At 69.4% G+C, this 16,048-nt stretch carries 16 protein-coding genes; 13 read left to right on the top strand and 3 right to left on the bottom strand.

Annotated elements, in window-relative coordinates; all coding sequences use genetic code 11:
* Window positions 1–79: 79 nt before the first annotated feature.
* From glyA to ACIBBD_RS23745, 12 genes are all read left to right on the top strand, one after another.
* Window positions 80–1,318 (top strand): serine hydroxymethyltransferase, encoded by a 1,239-nt coding sequence (gene glyA / locus ACIBBD_RS23690; RefSeq protein WP_399421475.1) that lies wholly within the window; start codon window positions 80–82, stop codon window positions 1,316–1,318.
* A gap of 129 nt (window positions 1,319–1,447) precedes the next feature.
* Window positions 1,448–2,800, top strand: coding sequence for an undecaprenyl/decaprenyl-phosphate alpha-N-acetylglucosaminyl 1-phosphate transferase (locus ACIBBD_RS23695; RefSeq protein WP_399421476.1), 1,353 nt, complete (start codon window positions 1,448–1,450; stop codon window positions 2,798–2,800).
* Between the two features lie 302 nt (window positions 2,801–3,102).
* Window positions 3,103–3,549, top strand: a complete 447-nt coding sequence (locus ACIBBD_RS23700; protein WP_399421477.1) for a hypothetical protein — start codon at window positions 3,103–3,105, stop codon at window positions 3,547–3,549.
* A gap of 210 nt (window positions 3,550–3,759) precedes the next feature.
* Window positions 3,760–4,596 (top strand): F0F1 ATP synthase subunit A, encoded by an 837-nt coding sequence (gene atpB / locus ACIBBD_RS23705; protein ID WP_399421478.1) that lies wholly within the window; start codon window positions 3,760–3,762, stop codon window positions 4,594–4,596.
* 71 nt (window positions 4,597–4,667) lie between these two features.
* Window positions 4,668–4,916: an ATP synthase subunit C gene (locus ACIBBD_RS23710; protein WP_010357477.1), complete on the top strand. Its 249-nt coding sequence runs from the start codon at window positions 4,668–4,670 to the stop codon at window positions 4,914–4,916.
* A gap of 41 nt (window positions 4,917–4,957) precedes the next feature.
* Window positions 4,958–5,503, top strand: a complete 546-nt coding sequence (locus ACIBBD_RS23715; protein ID WP_189942655.1) for a F0F1 ATP synthase subunit B — start codon at window positions 4,958–4,960, stop codon at window positions 5,501–5,503.
* Window positions 5,500–6,315, top strand: a complete 816-nt coding sequence (locus ACIBBD_RS23720; protein WP_399421479.1) for a F0F1 ATP synthase subunit delta — start codon at window positions 5,500–5,502, stop codon at window positions 6,313–6,315. Before ACIBBD_RS23715 ends, ACIBBD_RS23720 begins: the two co-directional genes overlap by 4 nt.
* A gap of 119 nt (window positions 6,316–6,434) precedes the next feature.
* Window positions 6,435–8,024 carry a F0F1 ATP synthase subunit alpha gene (gene atpA / locus ACIBBD_RS23725; RefSeq protein ID WP_399421480.1) on the top strand — a complete coding sequence of 530 codons (1,590 nt, stop codon included), beginning with the start codon at window positions 6,435–6,437 and terminating at the stop codon, window positions 8,022–8,024.
* Between the two features lie 21 nt (window positions 8,025–8,045).
* Window positions 8,046–8,963, top strand: coding sequence for a F0F1 ATP synthase subunit gamma (locus ACIBBD_RS23730; protein WP_399421481.1), 918 nt, complete (start codon window positions 8,046–8,048; stop codon window positions 8,961–8,963).
* Window positions 8,963–10,399: a F0F1 ATP synthase subunit beta gene (gene atpD, locus ACIBBD_RS23735; protein ID WP_399421482.1), complete on the top strand. Its 1,437-nt coding sequence runs from the start codon at window positions 8,963–8,965 to the stop codon at window positions 10,397–10,399. The genes ACIBBD_RS23730 and atpD overlap by 1 nt, the downstream gene beginning before the upstream one ends.
* A gap of 130 nt (window positions 10,400–10,529) precedes the next feature.
* Complete coding sequence (locus tag ACIBBD_RS23740) at window positions 10,530–10,904, top strand: F0F1 ATP synthase subunit epsilon (protein WP_189942660.1); 375 nt, start codon at window positions 10,530–10,532, stop codon at window positions 10,902–10,904.
* A 144-nt stretch (window positions 10,905–11,048) separates the two neighbouring features.
* A complete protein-coding gene (locus tag ACIBBD_RS23745) occupies window positions 11,049–11,495 on the top strand; it encodes a DUF2550 domain-containing protein (RefSeq protein WP_399421483.1) in 447 nt (148 codons plus the stop codon).
* Window positions 11,496–11,509: 14 nt separating this feature from the next.
* Here ACIBBD_RS23745 and ACIBBD_RS23750 read toward each other — a convergent pair whose 3' ends face one another.
* From ACIBBD_RS23750 to ACIBBD_RS23760, 3 genes are all read right to left on the bottom strand, one after another.
* Window positions 11,510–13,333: a glycosyl hydrolase family 18 protein gene (locus tag ACIBBD_RS23750; protein ID WP_399421484.1), complete on the bottom strand. Its 1,824-nt coding sequence runs from the start codon at window positions 13,331–13,333 to the stop codon at window positions 11,510–11,512.
* A 140-nt stretch (window positions 13,334–13,473) separates the two neighbouring features.
* Entirely contained in the window at window positions 13,474–14,115 is a 642-nt protein-coding gene (locus ACIBBD_RS23755) for a response regulator (protein WP_399421485.1), read from the bottom strand.
* On the bottom strand, window positions 14,112–15,281 hold the full coding sequence (locus ACIBBD_RS23760) for a sensor histidine kinase (protein WP_399421486.1): 1,170 nt from the start codon (window positions 15,279–15,281) through the stop codon (window positions 14,112–14,114). The genes ACIBBD_RS23755 and ACIBBD_RS23760 overlap by 4 nt, the downstream gene beginning before the upstream one ends.
* Before the next feature lie 152 nt (window positions 15,282–15,433).
* On the opposite strand from ACIBBD_RS23760, the gene ACIBBD_RS23765 reads away from it, so the two are divergent.
* Window positions 15,434–16,042, top strand: coding sequence for a hypothetical protein (locus ACIBBD_RS23765; RefSeq protein ID WP_399421487.1), 609 nt, complete (start codon window positions 15,434–15,436; stop codon window positions 16,040–16,042).
* The last annotated feature ends 6 nt before the right edge of the window (window positions 16,043–16,048 follow it).

The following is a 16,048-nucleotide window of genomic DNA, read 5'->3' on the forward strand; positions in this document are numbered from 1 at the left end:
CGGCCCTGCCGACACCGGGCGGCCCGGGTGTCCCGGGCCTACATTGGACTCACGTCACCGTCGACGCCCGGAGTCCACCATGCCGGTCACCCATGCCACCGAGGCCGACGTCCTGCAGCGGCAGGACCCCGAGCTCGCCGAGATCCTGCTCGGGGAACGGGAGCGGCAGGCGTCGGCGCTGCAGCTGATCGCCGCCGAGAACTTCACCTCGCCGGCCGTGCTGGCCGCGCTCGGCTCGCCGCTCGCCAACAAGTACGCGGAGGGGTATCCGGGCGCCCGTCACCACGGCGGATGCGAGATCGTCGACGTGGCCGAGCGCCTCGCCGTGGAGCGCGCCGAGGCGCTGTTCGGGGCCGAGCACGCCAATGTGCAGGCGCACTCGGGATCGTCGGCCGTGCTCGCCGCGTACGCGGCGCTGCTGCGGCCCGGTGACACCGTGCTGGCCCTCGGGCTGCCCTACGGCGGCCACCTCACGCACGGTTCGCCCGCCAACTTCTCCGGCCGCTGGTTCGACTTCGTGCCCTACGGGGTGGACGCCGAGACCGGGCTCGTCGACCACGAGCAGGTGCGCACGCTGGCCCGCGGCCACCGGCCCAAGGCGATCGTGTGCGGGTCCATCGCCTACCCGCGCCACCTCGACTACGCCTTCTTCCGGGAGGTGGCCGACGAGGTCGGCGCCTACCTCATCGCCGACGCCGCCCACCCGATCGGGCTCGTCGCCGGGGGAGCGGCGCCCTCCCCGGTGCCGTACGCCGACATCGTCTGCGCCACCACGCACAAGGTGCTGCGCGGGCCGCGCGGCGGGATGATCCTCTGTGGTGCCGAACTGGCGGAGCGGGTGGACCGGGCCGTCTACCCCTTCACCCAGGGCGGGGCCCAGATGCACACCATCGCCGCGAAGGCGGTCGCGTTCGGCGAGGCGGCAACACCGGCGTTCGCCGCGTACGCCCATCAGGTGGTCGCCAACGCGAGGGTTCTCGCGGCAAGGCTGGAGACGGAGGGGTTCGCCGTCACCACCGGGGGCACCGACACGCACCTCATCACCGCCGACCCGGCGCCGCTCGGCGTCGACGGGCGCACCGCGCGCGGCCGGCTCGCGGCCGCGGGGGTGGTGCTGGACTGCTGCGCGCTGCCGCACACCGACGCCCGCGGACTGCGCCTGGGCACGGCCGCGGTCACCACACAGGGCATGGGGGAGGAGGAGATGACGCGGATCGCGAAGCTGATGGCGGGCGTGCTGCGGGACGAGGTCGAGGGCAGGGCGGCGCGTGAGGACGTGCGGGAGCTGGTGCGGGGATTTCCGCCGTATCCCGGCTGAACGGGGGGTGGGCGCGGCCCGTACACAGCCGCTCATGCAACCATCGTGGCTACCCGGAAGTCCCCAACCATATGCCGCCGTCGCTAGGGTGTGGGGCTGAGATGGCCAGCGAGACCTGTGGGGAAGCCTGTGCGTGAATACCTGCTGACGCTCTGCATCACGGCCGCGGTGACGTATCTGCTGACAGGGCCGGTACGGAAGTTCGCGATCGTGGCCGGGGCGATGCCGGAGATCAGGGCCCGTGACGTGCACCGGGAACCCACTCCGCGGCTCGGCGGGATCGCCATGTTCTTCGGCCTGTGCGCGGGCCTGCTGGTCGCCGACCACCTCACCAACCTCAACGAGGTCTTCGAGAAGTCGAACGAGCCACGCGCGCTGCTCTCCGGGGCCGCGCTGATCTGGCTGATCGGCGTCCTCGACGACAAGTTCGAGATCGACGCCCTGATCAAGCTGGGTGCCCAGATGATCGCGGCCGGTGTGATGGTCATGCAGGGTCTGACGATCCTGTGGCTGCCGATCCCGGGCGTCGGCACGGTCGCGCTGACCCAGTGGCAGGGCACCCTGCTGACGGTGGCGCTGGTCGTCATCACCATCAACGCGGTCAACTTCGTCGACGGCCTCGACGGCCTCGCCGCAGGCATGGTGTGCATCGCCTCGGCCGCGTTCTTCATGTACGCCTACCGCATCTGGTACTCGTACGGCATCGAGGCCGCCGCCCCGGCCACCCTGTTCGCGGCGATCCTGATGGGCATGTGCCTGGGCTTCCTGCCGCACAACATGCACCCGGCGCGGATCTTCATGGGCGACTCCGGCTCGATGCTGATCGGGCTGGTGCTGGCGGCGGGGGCGATCTCCGTCACCGGCCAGGTCGACCCGGACGTGATGAACCTGTTCTCCGGTTCGGAGCGCAACACCGTGCACCAGACGGTGCCCGTCTACATCCCGCTGCTGCTCCCGCTGACCATCATCGCGATCCCGGCCGCCGACCTCATCCTGGCGATCGTGCGCCGCACCTGGCGCGGTCAGTCGCCGTTCGCCGCGGACCGCGGGCACCTGCACCACCGGCTGCTGGAGATCGGCCACTCGCACAGCCGCGCGGTGCTGATCATGTACTTCTGGTCGGCGCTGATCGCGTTCGGCGCGCTGACCTACTCGGTCAACTCGGCGTCCATGTGGATCGTCCTCGGCGTCGTGATCCTCAGCGCGATCGGGCTCGTGCTGCTCCTGCTGCCGCGCTTCACCCCGCGGGCCCCGCGCTGGGCCGAGGCCTTCGTGCCGCCGCGCTACCGACGCCGCAAGGTCCTGCCGGAGACGGCGGCGAGCGGCGCGTCCGCGCAGGAGTGCCCGTCGCAGGAGCAGCCGGAACCGCGCACCCCGGTCGCCATCGGCGTCTCGGGAGTCAACGGGGCGACCGCCGTGGGCGCTCGTTCGCGTACGGCTTCGCGCCCGGCCCCACGCTCGACGTCGGGCACGGCAAGGTAAGAATCTGACGAGAGCATTGCCAAGTCGTGGGGAAGTCCCGGGATGGCAAAGCGCCCAATACCAGACAAGTGGGCGCTGTTTCTGCACAGACGCGCACTGTCACTCTCATGTGTGACAGCAAGCACACCCATCAGGTAAAGACCTCATCAAATAGTTTGTGATACGGTTCACGAGAACCCCGGATGGAGCCGAAGGACCGTAGTGCGACGGTCCGAAGGTGTGAGGTCTTCACCCCCCTCGGACCGGGACTACGCTCGTCCATGACGACACCCCTGCCCCCCTTTGAAAGCGGAGTTGCCGCCATGCCGTCCAATGACGTCCGGATCCTGGCCCAGGCCGCCGTGCCCACGGCTGCCGTCGGCGCGATCGCAGCCGTCGTCAGCGGTGTGGTCGCCGGCGGCAAGGGAGCGATCGGAGCCGTCGTCGCGACCGTGGTGGTCATCCTGTTCATGGGGCTCGGCCTCTACGTCCTGCAGCGCACCGCCAAATCGCTTCCGCAGCTGTTCCAGGCCATGGGCCTGATGCTGTACGCGGCGCAGATCCTGCTGCTGTTCATCTTCATGGCCGCGTTCAAGAACACGACGCTGTTCAACCCCCGCGCCTTCGCCGTCTCGCTCGTCGCCGGCACCCTCGCCTGGATCGCCGCGCAGACGCGAGCCCACATGAAGGCCAAGGTCCTCTACGTCGAACCCGACTCGACAAGCTCCTCTGCGGGCGGCAAGCCCGAAAAGACGGGGCACTCGTCGTGAGGGGTAGGGCCGGGATAAAGACGCCTGAGAGATCCTGCTATCGTCCGGTGCCAACTGCGGCATCGCGGGCGCGGGCATCCGAGCTGACGCCTGCTCACACGCGAGGCGAGATGCCCCCACGCCGCCCCCACATCCGTAACACCAGTCCCGTGCCGAATCGCGGCCGTACGCCGCGCCGACACAACGAGGTTGCCGTACCTATGCGCCACGATGAAGGAGCCCGCGGTGAGTGCTGACCCGACGCAGGTGCTCGCCTTCGAGACCGACTGCCACCTGTTCGACGGTTGTGGCTTCCCGGCTCCGGGCCTGCACTCGTTCCTGTTCGAGCCGCTCTGGGGCGACGCCGACAGCAACCTGTACTTCAACAAGACGATGCTGCTGGCGCTGCTCGGCTCGATCATCATCGTCGGCTTCTTCTGGGCCGCCTTCGCCAAGCCGAAGGTCGTCCCCGGCAAGCTCCAGATGGTCGCCGAGGCCGGTTACGACTTCGTCCGGCGCGGTGTCGTCTACGAGACCATCGGCAAGAAGGAAGGCGAGAAGTACGTCCCGCTCGTCGTCTCGCTCTTCTTCTTCGTCTGGATCATGAACCTGTGGTCGATCATCCCGATCGCCCAGTTCCCGGTCACCGCGATCATCTCGTACCCCGCCGTCCTGGCCGCCATCGTCTACTTCCTGTGGGTCGGCCTGACCTTCAAGCGGCACGGCTTCGTCGGCGCCCTCAAGAACTTCACCGGCTACGACAAGTCGCTGGGCGCGGTGCTCCCGCTGTCCATGACGATCGAGCTGTTCTCGAACCTCCTCGTGCGGCCCTTCACCCACGCCGTCCGACTCTTCGCGAACATGTTCGCCGGTCACACCCTGCTGCTGCTCTTCACGATCGCCAGCTGGTACATGCTGAACGGCATCGGCATCGCCTACTCCGCCGTCTCGTTCGTCATGGTCATCGTGATGACGGCCTTCGAGCTCTTCATCCAGGCGGTCCAGGCCTACGTCTTCGTCCTGCTGACCTGCAGCTTCATCCAGGGCGCGCTCGCCGAGCACCACTGAGCCCCCGCACACCCACCCAGACATCCGGTGGCCAACCCCCACCGGTCATTGAAAGAGAAGGAAGAACCGGCATGTCCGCTCTCCAGACCCTTGCCGCCGGCGTCGAGATCAAGGGCAACCTCGGCTCGATCGGTTACGGCCTCGCCGCGATCGGCCCGGGCGTCGGCGTCGGCATCATCTTCGGTAACGGCACGCAGGCGCTCGCCCGCCAGCCCGAGGCGGCCGGCCTGATCCGCGCCAACCAGATCCTGGGCTTCGCCTTCTGTGAGGCGCTGGCCCTGATCGGTCTGGTCATGCCGTTCGTTTACCCGAGCGCCTGACCTGAACCGTCGGACCGCCCCTTTCGACGAAAGGCACTGATATGAGCCCCCTGGTTCAGCTGGCGGCTGAGGAGGCCGAGAACCCCCTCATCCCGCCGATTCCGGAGCTCGTGATCGGCCTGATCGCCTTCGTCATCGTCTTCGGCTTCCTCGCCAAGAAGCTCCTCCCGAACATCAACAAGGTTCTGGAAGAGCGCCGCGAGGCCATCGAGGGCGGTATCGAGAAGGCCGAGGCCGCGCAGACCGAGGCCCAGAGCGTTCTTGAGCAGTACAAGGCTCAGCTCGCCGAGGCCCGCCACGAGGCCGCGCGTCTGCGCCAGGAGGCGCAGGAGCAGGGCGCCGCGCTCATCGCCGAGATGCGTGCGGAAGGCCAGCGGCAGCGCGAGGAGATCGTCGCCGCCGGTCACACCCAGATCGAGGCCGACCGCAAGGCCGCAGCGTCCGCGCTGCGTCAGGACGTCGGCAAGCTCGCCACCGAGCTGGCCGGCAAGCTCGTCGGCGAGTCCCTCGAGGACCACGCCCGGCAGAGCCGCGTCATCGACCGCTTCCTCGACGAGCTCGAGGAGAAGGCCGAGGCCGCGCGATGAACGGAGCGAGCCGCGAGGCCCTGGCAGCCGCACGCGAGCGTCTCGACGCGCTGACGGACTCCACGTCCGTGGACGCGGCGCAGCTCGCCGCCGAGCTGGCGGCCGTCACCGCGCTGCTCGACCGCGAGGTGTCGCTGCGTCGGGTCCTCACCGACCCGGCGCAGGCCGGCGAGGCCAAGGCCGAGCTGGCCCAGCGCCTGCTCGGCAGCCAGGTCAGCGGTACCACCGCCGATCTGGTCTCCGGCCTGGTGCGCTCCCGCTGGTCGCAGTCCCGCGACCTGGTGGACGCGCTCGAGGTGCTGGCGAACACCGCCGACCTGACCGCCGCGCAGAAGGCCGGCACGCTCGACGACGTCGAGGACGAGCTGTTCCGCTTCGGTCGGATCGTCTCCTCGAACACCGAGCTGCGCGCCGCCCTGACCGACCGGAAGGCCACCGCCTCGGCCAAGAGCGAGCTGCTGCGCAGCCTGCTCGGCGGCCGGGCCGACGCGGCCACCGAGCGTCTGGTGACGCGCCTCGTGACCGCGCCGCGGGGACGTAGCCTGGAGACGGGACTCGAGTCCCTGTCCAAGCTCGCCGCCGAGCGCCGGGACCGCGTCGTGGCCGTCGTCACGTCCGCGGTACCGCTGAGCGACGCGCAGAAGCAGCGCCTCGGCGCAGCCCTCGCGAAGCTCTACGGCCGTCAGATGCACCTCAACCTCGACGTGGACCCCGAGGTCCTCGGCGGGATCCGGGTGCAGGTCGGCGACGAGGTGATCAACGGCTCCCTCGCGGACCGCATCGAGGACGCCGCCCGCCGCATGGCGAGCTAGCAGCAACTGAACACGCAGTAGTGCTTACGGCCCTGGTTGGGCCGTGCAGAGGATTCCTGGGGGTCGCCCCCAGACCCCCAAAGAAACTTCGGGCCCAACAAGGAGAGCAGGGAACCCAGATGGCGGAGCTCACGATCCGGCCGGAGGAGATCCGGGACGCGCTGGAGAACTTCGTCCAGTCGTACAAGCCGGACGCGGCCTCGCGCGAGGAGGTCGGTACGGTCACCGTCGCCGGCGACGGTATCGCCAAGATCGAGGGTCTGCCCTCGGCCATGGCGAACGAGCTGCTGAAGTTCGAGGACGGCTCTCTCGGTCTCGCGCTGAACCTGGAAGAGCGCGAGATCGGTGCCGTCGTCCTCGGCGAGTTCAGCGGTATCGAGGAGGGTCAGCCGGTCACCCGTACCGGTGAGGTCCTCTCCGTCGCGGTGGGCGAGGGTTACCTCGGCCGCGTCGTCGACCCGCTCGGCAACCCGATCGACGGCCTCGGCGAGATCGAGACGTCCGGCCGCCGCGCCCTCGAGCTGCAGGCCCCCACGGTCATGCAGCGCAAGTCGGTGCACGAGCCGATGGAGACCGGCTACAAGGCCGTCGACGCGATGACCCCGATCGGCCGTGGCCAGCGCCAGCTGATCATCGGTGACCGCCAGACCGGCAAGACCGCCCTGGCCGTCGACACGATCATCAACCAGCGCGACAACTGGCGCACGGGCGACCCGAAGAAGCAGGTCCGCTGCATCTACGTCGCCATCGGCCAGAAGGGCTCGACCATCGCGTCGGTCCGCCGCGCGCTGGAGGAGAACGGCGCGCTGGAGTACACGACCATCGTCGCCGCCCCGGCGTCCGACCCGGCCGGCTTCAAGTACCTGGCGCCGTACACCGGTTCGGCCATCGGTCAGCAGTGGATGTACGAGGGCAAGCACGTCCTGATCATCTTCGACGACCTGTCGAAGCAGGCCGACGCCTACCGCGCCGTGTCGCTGCTGCTGCGCCGCCCGCCGGGCCGTGAGGCCTACCCGGGTGACGTCTTCTACCTGCACTCCCGTCTGCTGGAGCGCTGCGCGAAGCTCTCCGACGACATGGGTGCCGGTTCGATGACCGGTCTGCCGATCGTCGAGACCAAGGCCAACGACGTCTCGGCGTTCATCCCGACCAACGTCATCTCCATCACCGACGGCCAGTGCTTCCTGGAGTCGGACCTGTTCAACGCCGGTCAGCGTCCCGCGCTGAACGTCGGTATCTCCGTCTCCCGAGTCGGTGGTTCCGCGCAGCACAAGGCGATGCGCCAGGTCTCCGGCCGTCTCCGCGTCGACCTCGCCCAGTTCCGTGAGCTGGAGGCGTTCGCCGCCTTCGGTTCCGACCTGGACGCCGCGTCGAAGGCGCAGCTGGAGCGTGGAGCGCGCATGGTCGAGCTGCTGAAGCAGGCTCAGTACCAGCCGATGGCCACCGAGGACCAGGTCGTCTCCATCTGGGCCGGCACCAACGGCAAGATGGACGAGGTCCCGGTCGGGGACATCCGCCGCTTCGAGAAGGAGCTCCTGGAGTACCTGCACCGCAAGGAGCAGGGCCTCATGACCTCCATCAAGGAGGGCGCGAAGATGTCGGACGACACCATCCAGGCGATCGACGACGCCATCGCCGAGTTCAAGAAGCAGTTCGAGACCTCGGACGGCAAGCTGCTCGGCGAGGACGCTTCGTCCGCCGCCAAGTGACGTAAGGAAGGGACCTGACTCATGGGAGCCCAGCTCCGGGTCTACAAGCGTCGCATCCGATCCGTCACCGCGACCAAGAAGATCACGAAGGCGATGGAGATGATCGCCGCCTCGCGCGTCGTCAAGGCGCAGCGCAAGGTGGCGGCCTCCACGCCGTACGCGACCGAGCTCACCCGCGCGGTCACGGCGGTCGGTACCGGTTCGAACACCAAGCACCCGCTGACCACGCAGGCCGAGACGGTCACGCGGTCCGCGGTGCTGCTCCTGACGAGCGACCGTGGTCTCGCCGGTGCCTTCAACTCCAACGCCATCAAGGCCGCGGAGCAGCTGACGGCGCGCCTCGAGTCCGAGGGCAAGCAGGTCGACACGTACATCGTCGGCCGGCGCGGTCTGGCCCACTACAACTTCCGTGAGCGCAAGGTCGCGGAGTCGTGGACGGGCTTCACCGACGAGCCGTCGTACGCGGACGCCAAGAAGGTCGCGGCTCCTCTGATCGAGGCCATCGAGAAGGACACGGCCGCGGGCGGCGTGGACGAGATCCACATCGTCTTCACCGAGTTCGTCTCGATGATGACGCAGACGGCGCTCGACGACCGTCTGCTGCCGCTCAGCCTCGACGAGGTCGCGAAGGAGTCGGCACCGAAGGGCGAGATCCTTCCGCTGTACGACTTCGAGCCCTCGGCGGAGGACGTCCTCGACGCCCTGCTGCCCCGCTATGTGGAGAGCCGCGTCTACAACGCGCTCCTCCAGTCGGCCGCTTCCAAGCACGCCGCCACGCGGCGCGCGATGAAGTCGGCCACCGACAACGCCGGAGAGCTCATCGAGACGCTGTCCCGGCTTGCCAACGCGGCCCGCCAGGCCGAAATCACCCAGGAAATCAGCGAGATCGTCGGTGGCGCGAGCGCCCTGGCCGACGCGACCGCGGGGAGTGACCGCTAATGACCACCACTGTTGAGACCGCGACGGCTACGGGCCGCGTCGCCCGGGTCATCGGCCCGGTCGTCGACGTGGAGTTCCCCGTCGACGCGATGCCGGAGATCTACAACGCCCTCCACGTCGAGGTCGCCGACCCGGCGAACGCGGGCGAGAAGAAGACCCTGACCCTGGAGGTCGCCCAGCACCTGGGTGACGGCCTGGTCCGCACCATCTCCATGCAGCCGACCGACGGTCTGGTCCGCCAGGCCGCCGTCACCGACACCGGCACGGGCATCACCGTCCCGGTCGGCGACTTCACCAAGGGCAAGGTGTTCAACACCCTCGGTGAGGTGCTGAACGTCGACGAGTCCTACGACGGCGAGCGCTGGTCCATCCACCGCAAGGCGCCGAACTTCGACGAGCTCGAGTCGAAGACCGAGATGTTCGAGACCGGCGTCAAGGTCATCGACCTGCTGACCCCGTACGTCAAGGGCGGCAAGATCGGTCTGTTCGGTGGTGCCGGCGTCGGCAAGACGGTGCTCATCCAGGAGATGATCTACCGCGTCGCCAACAACCACGACGGTGTCTCCGTGTTCGCCGGTGTCGGTGAGCGCACCCGTGAGGGCAACGACCTCATCGAGGAGATGTCGGACTCGGGCGTCATCGACAAGACCGCCCTGGTCTTCGGTCAGATGGACGAGCCCCCGGGCACCCGTCTGCGCGTCGCGCTGGCCGGCCTCACCATGGCCGAGTACTTCCGTGACGTCCAGAAGCAGGACGTGCTGTTCTTCATCGACAACATCTTCCGCTTCACGCAGGCCGGTTCCGAGGTGTCGACCCTGCTCGGCCGTATGCCCTCCGCGGTGGGCTACCAGCCGAACCTGGCCGACGAGATGGGTCTCCTCCAGGAGCGCATCACCTCGACCCGCGGTCACTCGATCACCTCGATGCAGGCGATCTACGTCCCCGCGGACGACCTGACCGACCCGGCCCCGGCCACCACCTTCGCCCACCTCGACGCGACGACGGTTCTCTCCCGTCCGATCTCCGAGAAGGGCATCTACCCGGCCGTGGACCCGCTGGACTCCACGTCCCGCATCCTGGACCCGCGCTACATCGCGCAGGACCACTACGACGCCGCCATGCGCGTCAAGACGATCCTGCAGAAGTACAAGGACCTCCAGGACATCATCGCGATCCTCGGTATCGACGAGCTGGGCGAGGAGGACAAGCTCGTCGTCCACCGTGCCCGTCGCGTGGAGCGCTTCCTGTCCCAGAACACCCACGTCGCCAAGCAGTTCACCGGCGTCGACGGGTCGGACGTCCCGCTGGACGAGTCGATCGCGGCCTTCAACGCGATCTGCGACGGCGAGTACGACCACTTCCCGGAGCAGGCGTTCTTCATGTGCGGTGGTCTCGAGGACCTGAAGAAGAACGCGAAGGAGCTGGGCGTCTCCTGAGCCCTGAGCTCTGAGTGAGCCGTGTGCTCACACCTGAGGGGGCGGGGTTCGTCCCGCCCCCTCTGTCACGCCTACTAGACTTGTAACCAACACCCGGCAGACCCGCCGGGTGGTGACCCGAGGAGCCACCTTGGCTGCTGAGCTGCACGTCGCGCTGGTCGCGGCCGACCGAGAGGTCTGGTCCGGCGAGGCCACCCTGGTCGTCGCGCGCACCACGTCCGGCGACATCGGCGTCATGCCCGGTCACCAGCCGCTGCTCGGTGTGCTGGAGTCGGGCCCGGTGACCATCCGTACGAGTGATGGTGGGACGGTCGTCGCCGCGGTGCACGGCGGTTTCATCTCGTTCGCGGACAACAAGCTGTCGCTGCTGGCCGAGATCGCCGAGCTGTCGGACGAGATCGACGTCCAGCGCGCGGAGCGCGAGCTGGAGCGCGCGAAGGCGGAGGGCGACGCCACCGCCGAGCGCCGCGCGGACGTACGACTGCGTGCGGCGGCGGCGAGCTGACCCAGCTCGCCGTGTGATGACGTCACTCAGCCGCGGCCGGCACCGGAGCGATCCGGAGCCGGCCGCGGCTGAGGCAGATTTGGATGTTTTTTCCGTTCCGTTACCTGAATTGAAGGTACCTAGGAGACGAGGAGGTCGGTGTCGATGGTCCTCGCTCTGACTGTGTGCGGAATCGTCGTGGCCCTGGTGGTACTGGGGCTGTTCGTCTTCGGCCTGCGCCGCAGACTCATCCAGCGCTCCGGTGGCACCTTCGACTGTTCGCTGCGCTGGGACGTGTCCGAGAAACCGGACACCTCCGGCAAGGGCTGGAGTTACGGTGTCGCCCGCTACAACGGCGACCGCATCGAGTGGTACCGCGTCTTCTCCTACGCCTACCGTCCGCGCCGCGTCCTCGAGCGCGCCTCGATCGAGGTGGCCGGCCGCCGCCTGCCCGAGGGCGAGGAGGAGCTGGCGCTGCTGTCCGACGCGGTGATCCTCGCCTGTCTGCACCGGGGCACGCGACTGGAGCTCGCCATGAGCGAAGACGCGCTGACCGGTTTCCTCGCGTGGCTGGAGGCAGCCCCGCCCGGTCAGCGCGTCAACGTCGCCTAGGCCTTCGAAAAGGGTTACGACAGTCCGCTGTTGATGGCGCTCACCAGCTCGCCGTTCGCGGTGTCACCGCTGAACTCCCAGAAGAAGGCGCCGCCCAGGCCCTGGTTCTTGGCCCAGGTCATCTTCCCGGCGATGGTGGACGGGGTGTCGTAGGACCACCAGTTGGTGCCGCAGTGCGCGTACGCCGTGCCGGCGATGGTGCCGGTGACCGGGCAGGACGTCTTGAGGACCTTGTAGTCCTCGATGCCCGCCTCGTACGTGCCGGGGGCCGCGCCGGTCGCCGCGCCGCCGGGGGCGGACTGGGTGACGCCGGTCCAGCCGCGGCCGTAGAAGCCGATGCCGAGCAGCAGCTTGGCGGACGGGACGCCCTTCGCCTTGAGCTTCGCGATCGCGTCGGCGGAGTTGAAGCCGGCGGCCGGGATGCCGGGGTACGAGGTGAGCGGCGAGTGCGGGGCGGTCGGGCCGTCCTTGTCGAAGGCGCCGAAGTAGTCGTACGTCATCACGTTGTACCAGTCGAGGTACTGGGAGGCGCCGCCGTAGTCGGCCGCGTCGAGCTTGCCGCCGGAGGAGCCGTCGGCGGTGATGGCGGCGGTGACCAGGTAGTTCTGGCCGAACTCGGCGCGCAGCGCCTGGGACAGGGTCCTGAACGCGGCCGGGCCGGAGGTGTCGCAGGTCAGGCCGCAGGCGTTCGGGTACTCCCAGTCGATGTCGATGCCGTCGAAGACGTCGGCCCAGCGCGGGTCCTCCACGACGGCCTTGCAGGACTTGGCGAACGCGGCGGCGTTGGCCGCGGCCTGCGCGAAGCCGCCCGAGTAGGTCCAGCCGCCGAAGGAGTACAGCACCTTGATGTGCGGGTACTTGGCCTTCAGCTGGCGCAACTGGTTGAAGTTGCCGCGCAGCGGCTGGTCCCAGGTGTCGGCGGTGCCGCTGACGGACTGGTCGGCGGTGTAGGCCTTCTCGTACGCGGCGAAGGTGTCGTCGACGACGCACTGGCCGTTCTTGACGTTGCCGAACGCGTAGTTGATGTGGGTGATCTTCGCGGCCGAGCCGGAGGTCACCAGGTTCTTGACGTGGTAGTTGCGGCCGTAGACGCCCCACTCGGTGAAGTAGCCCAGCTTGACCTTGGAGCCGGTGGGCGGGGGTTCGGTGGTGCCGCCGGTGGTGCGCACGGCGCGCGCGCCGCTGGCCGGGCCGGTCTGGTCGGCGGTGTCCCGGGCCTGGACGCTGTAGGAGTAGTCGGTCCCTGCGGTCAGGCCGGTGTCCGTGTACGAGGTGGTGGTCACCGTGGCGACCTTGGCGCCGTCGCGCAGGACGTCGTAGTTCTTGACGCCCTTGTCGTCGGTGGCGGCGCTCCAGGCCAGCTTCACCGAGGTGTTGGTGATGTCGGAGGCGGTGGGGGTGCCCGGCGCGGAGGGGGCCGCGTCGCCGGGAACGGAGGTGCCGTCGCAGCTGCCGCCGTTGAGCTTGCAGTTGGACGGGGAGCCGGAGCCGGAACCGTTGAAGCCGAAGGAGACGGAGGCGCCGGGGGCCAGGGTGCCGTTCCAGGACTTGTTCTTGGCGGTCCAGTGGGTGCCGGAGGAGGTGACGTCGGCGTCCCAGGCGGAGGCGACGGACGTGCCGGAGGGGAAGTCCCACTCGACGGTCCAGGACGTGAGGGTGGTGGTGCCGGTGTTCTTCACCGTCCACTTGCCCTCGAAGCCGGTGCCCCAGTCCTGGGGTTCGGCGTAGGTGGCCGTGGCCGAGGTCGCGGCCTGGGCGGGGCTCGCGAGGCCGACCAGTCCGGCGAACGGGAGCAACAGGGTCGCGAACCCTGCCGCGGCTCTGTGTCTGAAGCGCATGGTGCGCCTCCTCTTTTCAGGAGCGGGGGTTGGGGGGCGTGACTGAGCCTTCACACCCACGGTGCCGCGAGAATAGAAAGGTCTGGACCACGGGTCAATAGGTCTGGACCAGTAGGCCCGTTCGCCCTGTTCCCACCCGGCTAGATCCCCAACTCCTGCGCGAGTACGGCCGCTTGGACCCGGCTGCGCAGCTCCAGCTTCCCCAGCAGACGGCTGACGTGCGTCTTCACCGTCGCCTCGGCCATGTCCAGACGTTCGCCGATCCCCGCGTTGGACAGGCCCTGGCCCAGACACGACAGGACCTCGCGCTCGCGCCGGGTCAGCGATTGCAGAACCGCCGGGTCGGCCTTCGGCTCCCGCGCGGGCCGGGCCGCGAACTCGGCGAGGAGACGGCGGGTGACGGCCGGGGCGACGATGCCCTCCCCGCGCGCCACGGTCCGCACGGCCGTGAGGAGGTCGCGGGCCTCGGTGTTCTTCAGCAGGAACCCCGCCGCCCCCGCCCGCAGCGCCCCGAACACGTACTCGTCGAGGTCGAAGGTGGTCAGGACGAGGACGTCCGCGAGGCCCTCCCCGACCACCTCCCGGGTCGCCGACACCCCGTCAAGACGCGGCATCTGAACGTCCATCAGCACCACGTCCGGCCGCAGCTCCCGGGCCAGCGCCACCGCCTGCTCCCCGTCCGCCGCCTCGCCCACCACCTCGATGTCGGGCGCGCTGCGCAGGATGAGGACCAGCCCGGCGCGGACGGCGGACTGGTCCTCGGCGACCAGGACGCGGATCATGCGGAATCTCCTTCGGTCAGGGGCAGAACGGCGCGTACGGTCCAGGTCGTGCCGTCGGCCGAGGACTCGGGGCCGGCCGCGAAGTCGCCGCCCAGCAGCTCCGTCCGCTCCCGCATCCCGATCAGACCGGCGCCCGAACCGGGGGCACGCGGCCCGTCCCGGTCGCCGTAGGGGCTGGTCACCTCGACGGTGAGCGAGCCGTTCCGCTGGGCCAGGCGCACCGTGACGCGGCCCGGGCAGGCGTGCTTGAGGGCGTTGGTGAGGGACTCCTGCACGATCCGGTACGCCGCGAGCTCGACGGGGGTGGGGATCCGGTCGTGGTCGGTGTCGAGGGTGACGTCCAGGCCGTTGCCGCGGGCGCCCTCGACCAGGGAGTCGAGGCCGTCGAGCGTGGGAGCCGCGGCCGGCTCCACGTCACCGCTGCTGTCCCGCAGGATGCCGATCAGCCGCCGCATCTCCGCCAGCCCCTCGACGCTGTTCTCGCGGATCACGCCGAGGGCCTCCCGGGACGTCCTCGGGTCGTCGAGGGAGAGGGCGGCCGTGGAGTGGATGGCGATCGCGGAGAGGTGGTTGGCGACCATGTCGTGCAGCTCGCGGGCCATCCGGGCGCGTTCGGCGACGACCGCCTGGGAGCGGTCCAGCTCGGCGAGGAGCGCGGTCTGCTCGGCCCGCAGCCGGGCCGTGTCGGCCGCGTCCCGGTGGTAGCGGACCAACGCCCCGGTGGCGGCGGGGGCGAAGGACACCACGCCCGTCACGAAGCCGATCAGCAGCGCCTCGGGCACCTGCCACCAGGCCACGAACCCGATGGTCACCGCCACCGTGACCAGGCCCGTGGTGACGGGCAGCCGACGTGCGGCGGCCGGGGTGCCGTACAGGGCGGCCGCGTACATCAGGTCCGTGTACATCGTGACCGTGACGATGCTGCCGCGGGTGAACTGGTCGGCGACCAGCGCGACGGTCCCGACGCACACCGCCGCCTGGGGCCGGGTCCGGCGCAGCAGCTCCAGCGCGGACATCACGGCGAGCGGCACCAGCACCCACGCCCCGGGGACCGCCCGCCCGGAGTTGGTGTACAGGCCGAGCGCCCACAGCAGCGCACCGCAGAGCAGTCCGGTGACGGCGACGCACACGTCGAAGCGGTGCGGTCGGGGCAGTCGTACGGCCATGTCCCCATCCAACACGGCGGCCGCCTCCGTCGCCTGATACCCGGGGAGGGTCGCGAACTGCATCTTTCGATGTACCGCGGGTTCGTCACCGCCGACGACGCGGACCGCCCGTCGCACCGCGAGTCTGGAACGGTGAGCGAGAGGAGCGAACCATGATCGTCTGGTTGATCGCCGCCTGCGAGATCGGCTTCTGGGTGCTGCTGGCGCTGGGCCTGGCCGTCCGCTACCTGCTGAAGTGGCGCCGTACCAGCGTGGTGCTGCTGCTGTGCGAGCCGGTGCTGGAACTGGTCCTGTTCGTGGCGACGGCCGTCGATCTGCGCAACGGTGCCGAGCCCGGCTGGGAACACGGCCTGGCGGCGCTGTACATCGGCTACACCGTGGCCTTCGGCCACTACACCATCCGCTGGCTGGACGGCCACGCCGCCCACCGCCTGGGTGGCGGCCCGCCCCCGCCGAAGCCGCCGCGTTACGGCCGCGCCCGCGCCCGCCACGAGGCGAAACTGTGGCTGCGGGCCGTACTCGCGGGCGCCGTCGCCCTGACCCTGCTCCAGCTCGCCATCTGGTACGTCGGCGACTCCGGCGACGTCGGCTCGCTGCGCGAGTTCCAGTGGGTGGCCCTGCGCACGGTCGGCATCTACGGCCTGATCGCCCTGTCGTACACGATCTGGCCCCGCAAGGCCCCGGCGGCCACCGAGCCGGCGCCGCCCTCGTCCGCCCGTTCGTCCGGGTCCACGGCGCGGAAGGAAGGTGCCCGGCGGTGAGCCGGG

This window comes from Streptomyces sp. NPDC051315 (genome assembly GCF_044455165.1).
In the GTDB taxonomy this organism is placed as follows: Bacteria; Actinomycetota; Actinomycetes; order Streptomycetales; family Streptomycetaceae; genus Streptomyces.

Coding starts and splice junctions, on each gene's coding strand:
- ACIBBD_RS23720 (WP_399421479.1), top strand. CDS start 5,500: ATGAACGGAGCGAGCCGCGAGGCCCTGGCAGCCGCACGCGAGCGTCTC.
- ACIBBD_RS23700 (WP_399421477.1), top strand. CDS start 3,103: ATGCCGTCCAATGACGTCCGGATCCTGGCCCAGGCCGCCGTGCCCACG.
- glyA (WP_399421475.1), top strand. CDS start 80: ATGCCGGTCACCCATGCCACCGAGGCCGACGTCCTGCAGCGGCAGGAC.
- ACIBBD_RS23730 (WP_399421481.1), top strand. CDS start 8,046: ATGGGAGCCCAGCTCCGGGTCTACAAGCGTCGCATCCGATCCGTCACC.
- ACIBBD_RS23755 (WP_399421485.1), bottom strand. CDS start 14,115: ATGATCCGCGTCCTGGTCGCCGAGGACCAGTCCGCCGTCCGCGCCGGG.
- ACIBBD_RS23715 (WP_189942655.1), top strand. CDS start 4,958: ATGAGCCCCCTGGTTCAGCTGGCGGCTGAGGAGGCCGAGAACCCCCTC.
- atpB (WP_399421478.1), top strand. CDS start 3,760: ATGAAGGAGCCCGCGGTGAGTGCTGACCCGACGCAGGTGCTCGCCTTC.
- ACIBBD_RS23760 (WP_399421486.1), bottom strand. CDS start 15,281: ATGGCCGTACGACTGCCCCGACCGCACCGCTTCGACGTGTGCGTCGCC.
- ACIBBD_RS23745 (WP_399421483.1), top strand. CDS start 11,049: ATGGTCCTCGCTCTGACTGTGTGCGGAATCGTCGTGGCCCTGGTGGTA.
- atpD (WP_399421482.1), top strand. CDS start 8,963: ATGACCACCACTGTTGAGACCGCGACGGCTACGGGCCGCGTCGCCCGG.
- ACIBBD_RS23765 (WP_399421487.1), top strand. CDS start 15,434: ATGATCGTCTGGTTGATCGCCGCCTGCGAGATCGGCTTCTGGGTGCTG.
- ACIBBD_RS23750 (WP_399421484.1), bottom strand. CDS start 13,333: ATGCGCTTCAGACACAGAGCCGCGGCAGGGTTCGCGACCCTGTTGCTC.
- atpA (WP_399421480.1), top strand. CDS start 6,435: ATGGCGGAGCTCACGATCCGGCCGGAGGAGATCCGGGACGCGCTGGAG.
- ACIBBD_RS23710 (WP_010357477.1), top strand. CDS start 4,668: ATGTCCGCTCTCCAGACCCTTGCCGCCGGCGTCGAGATCAAGGGCAAC.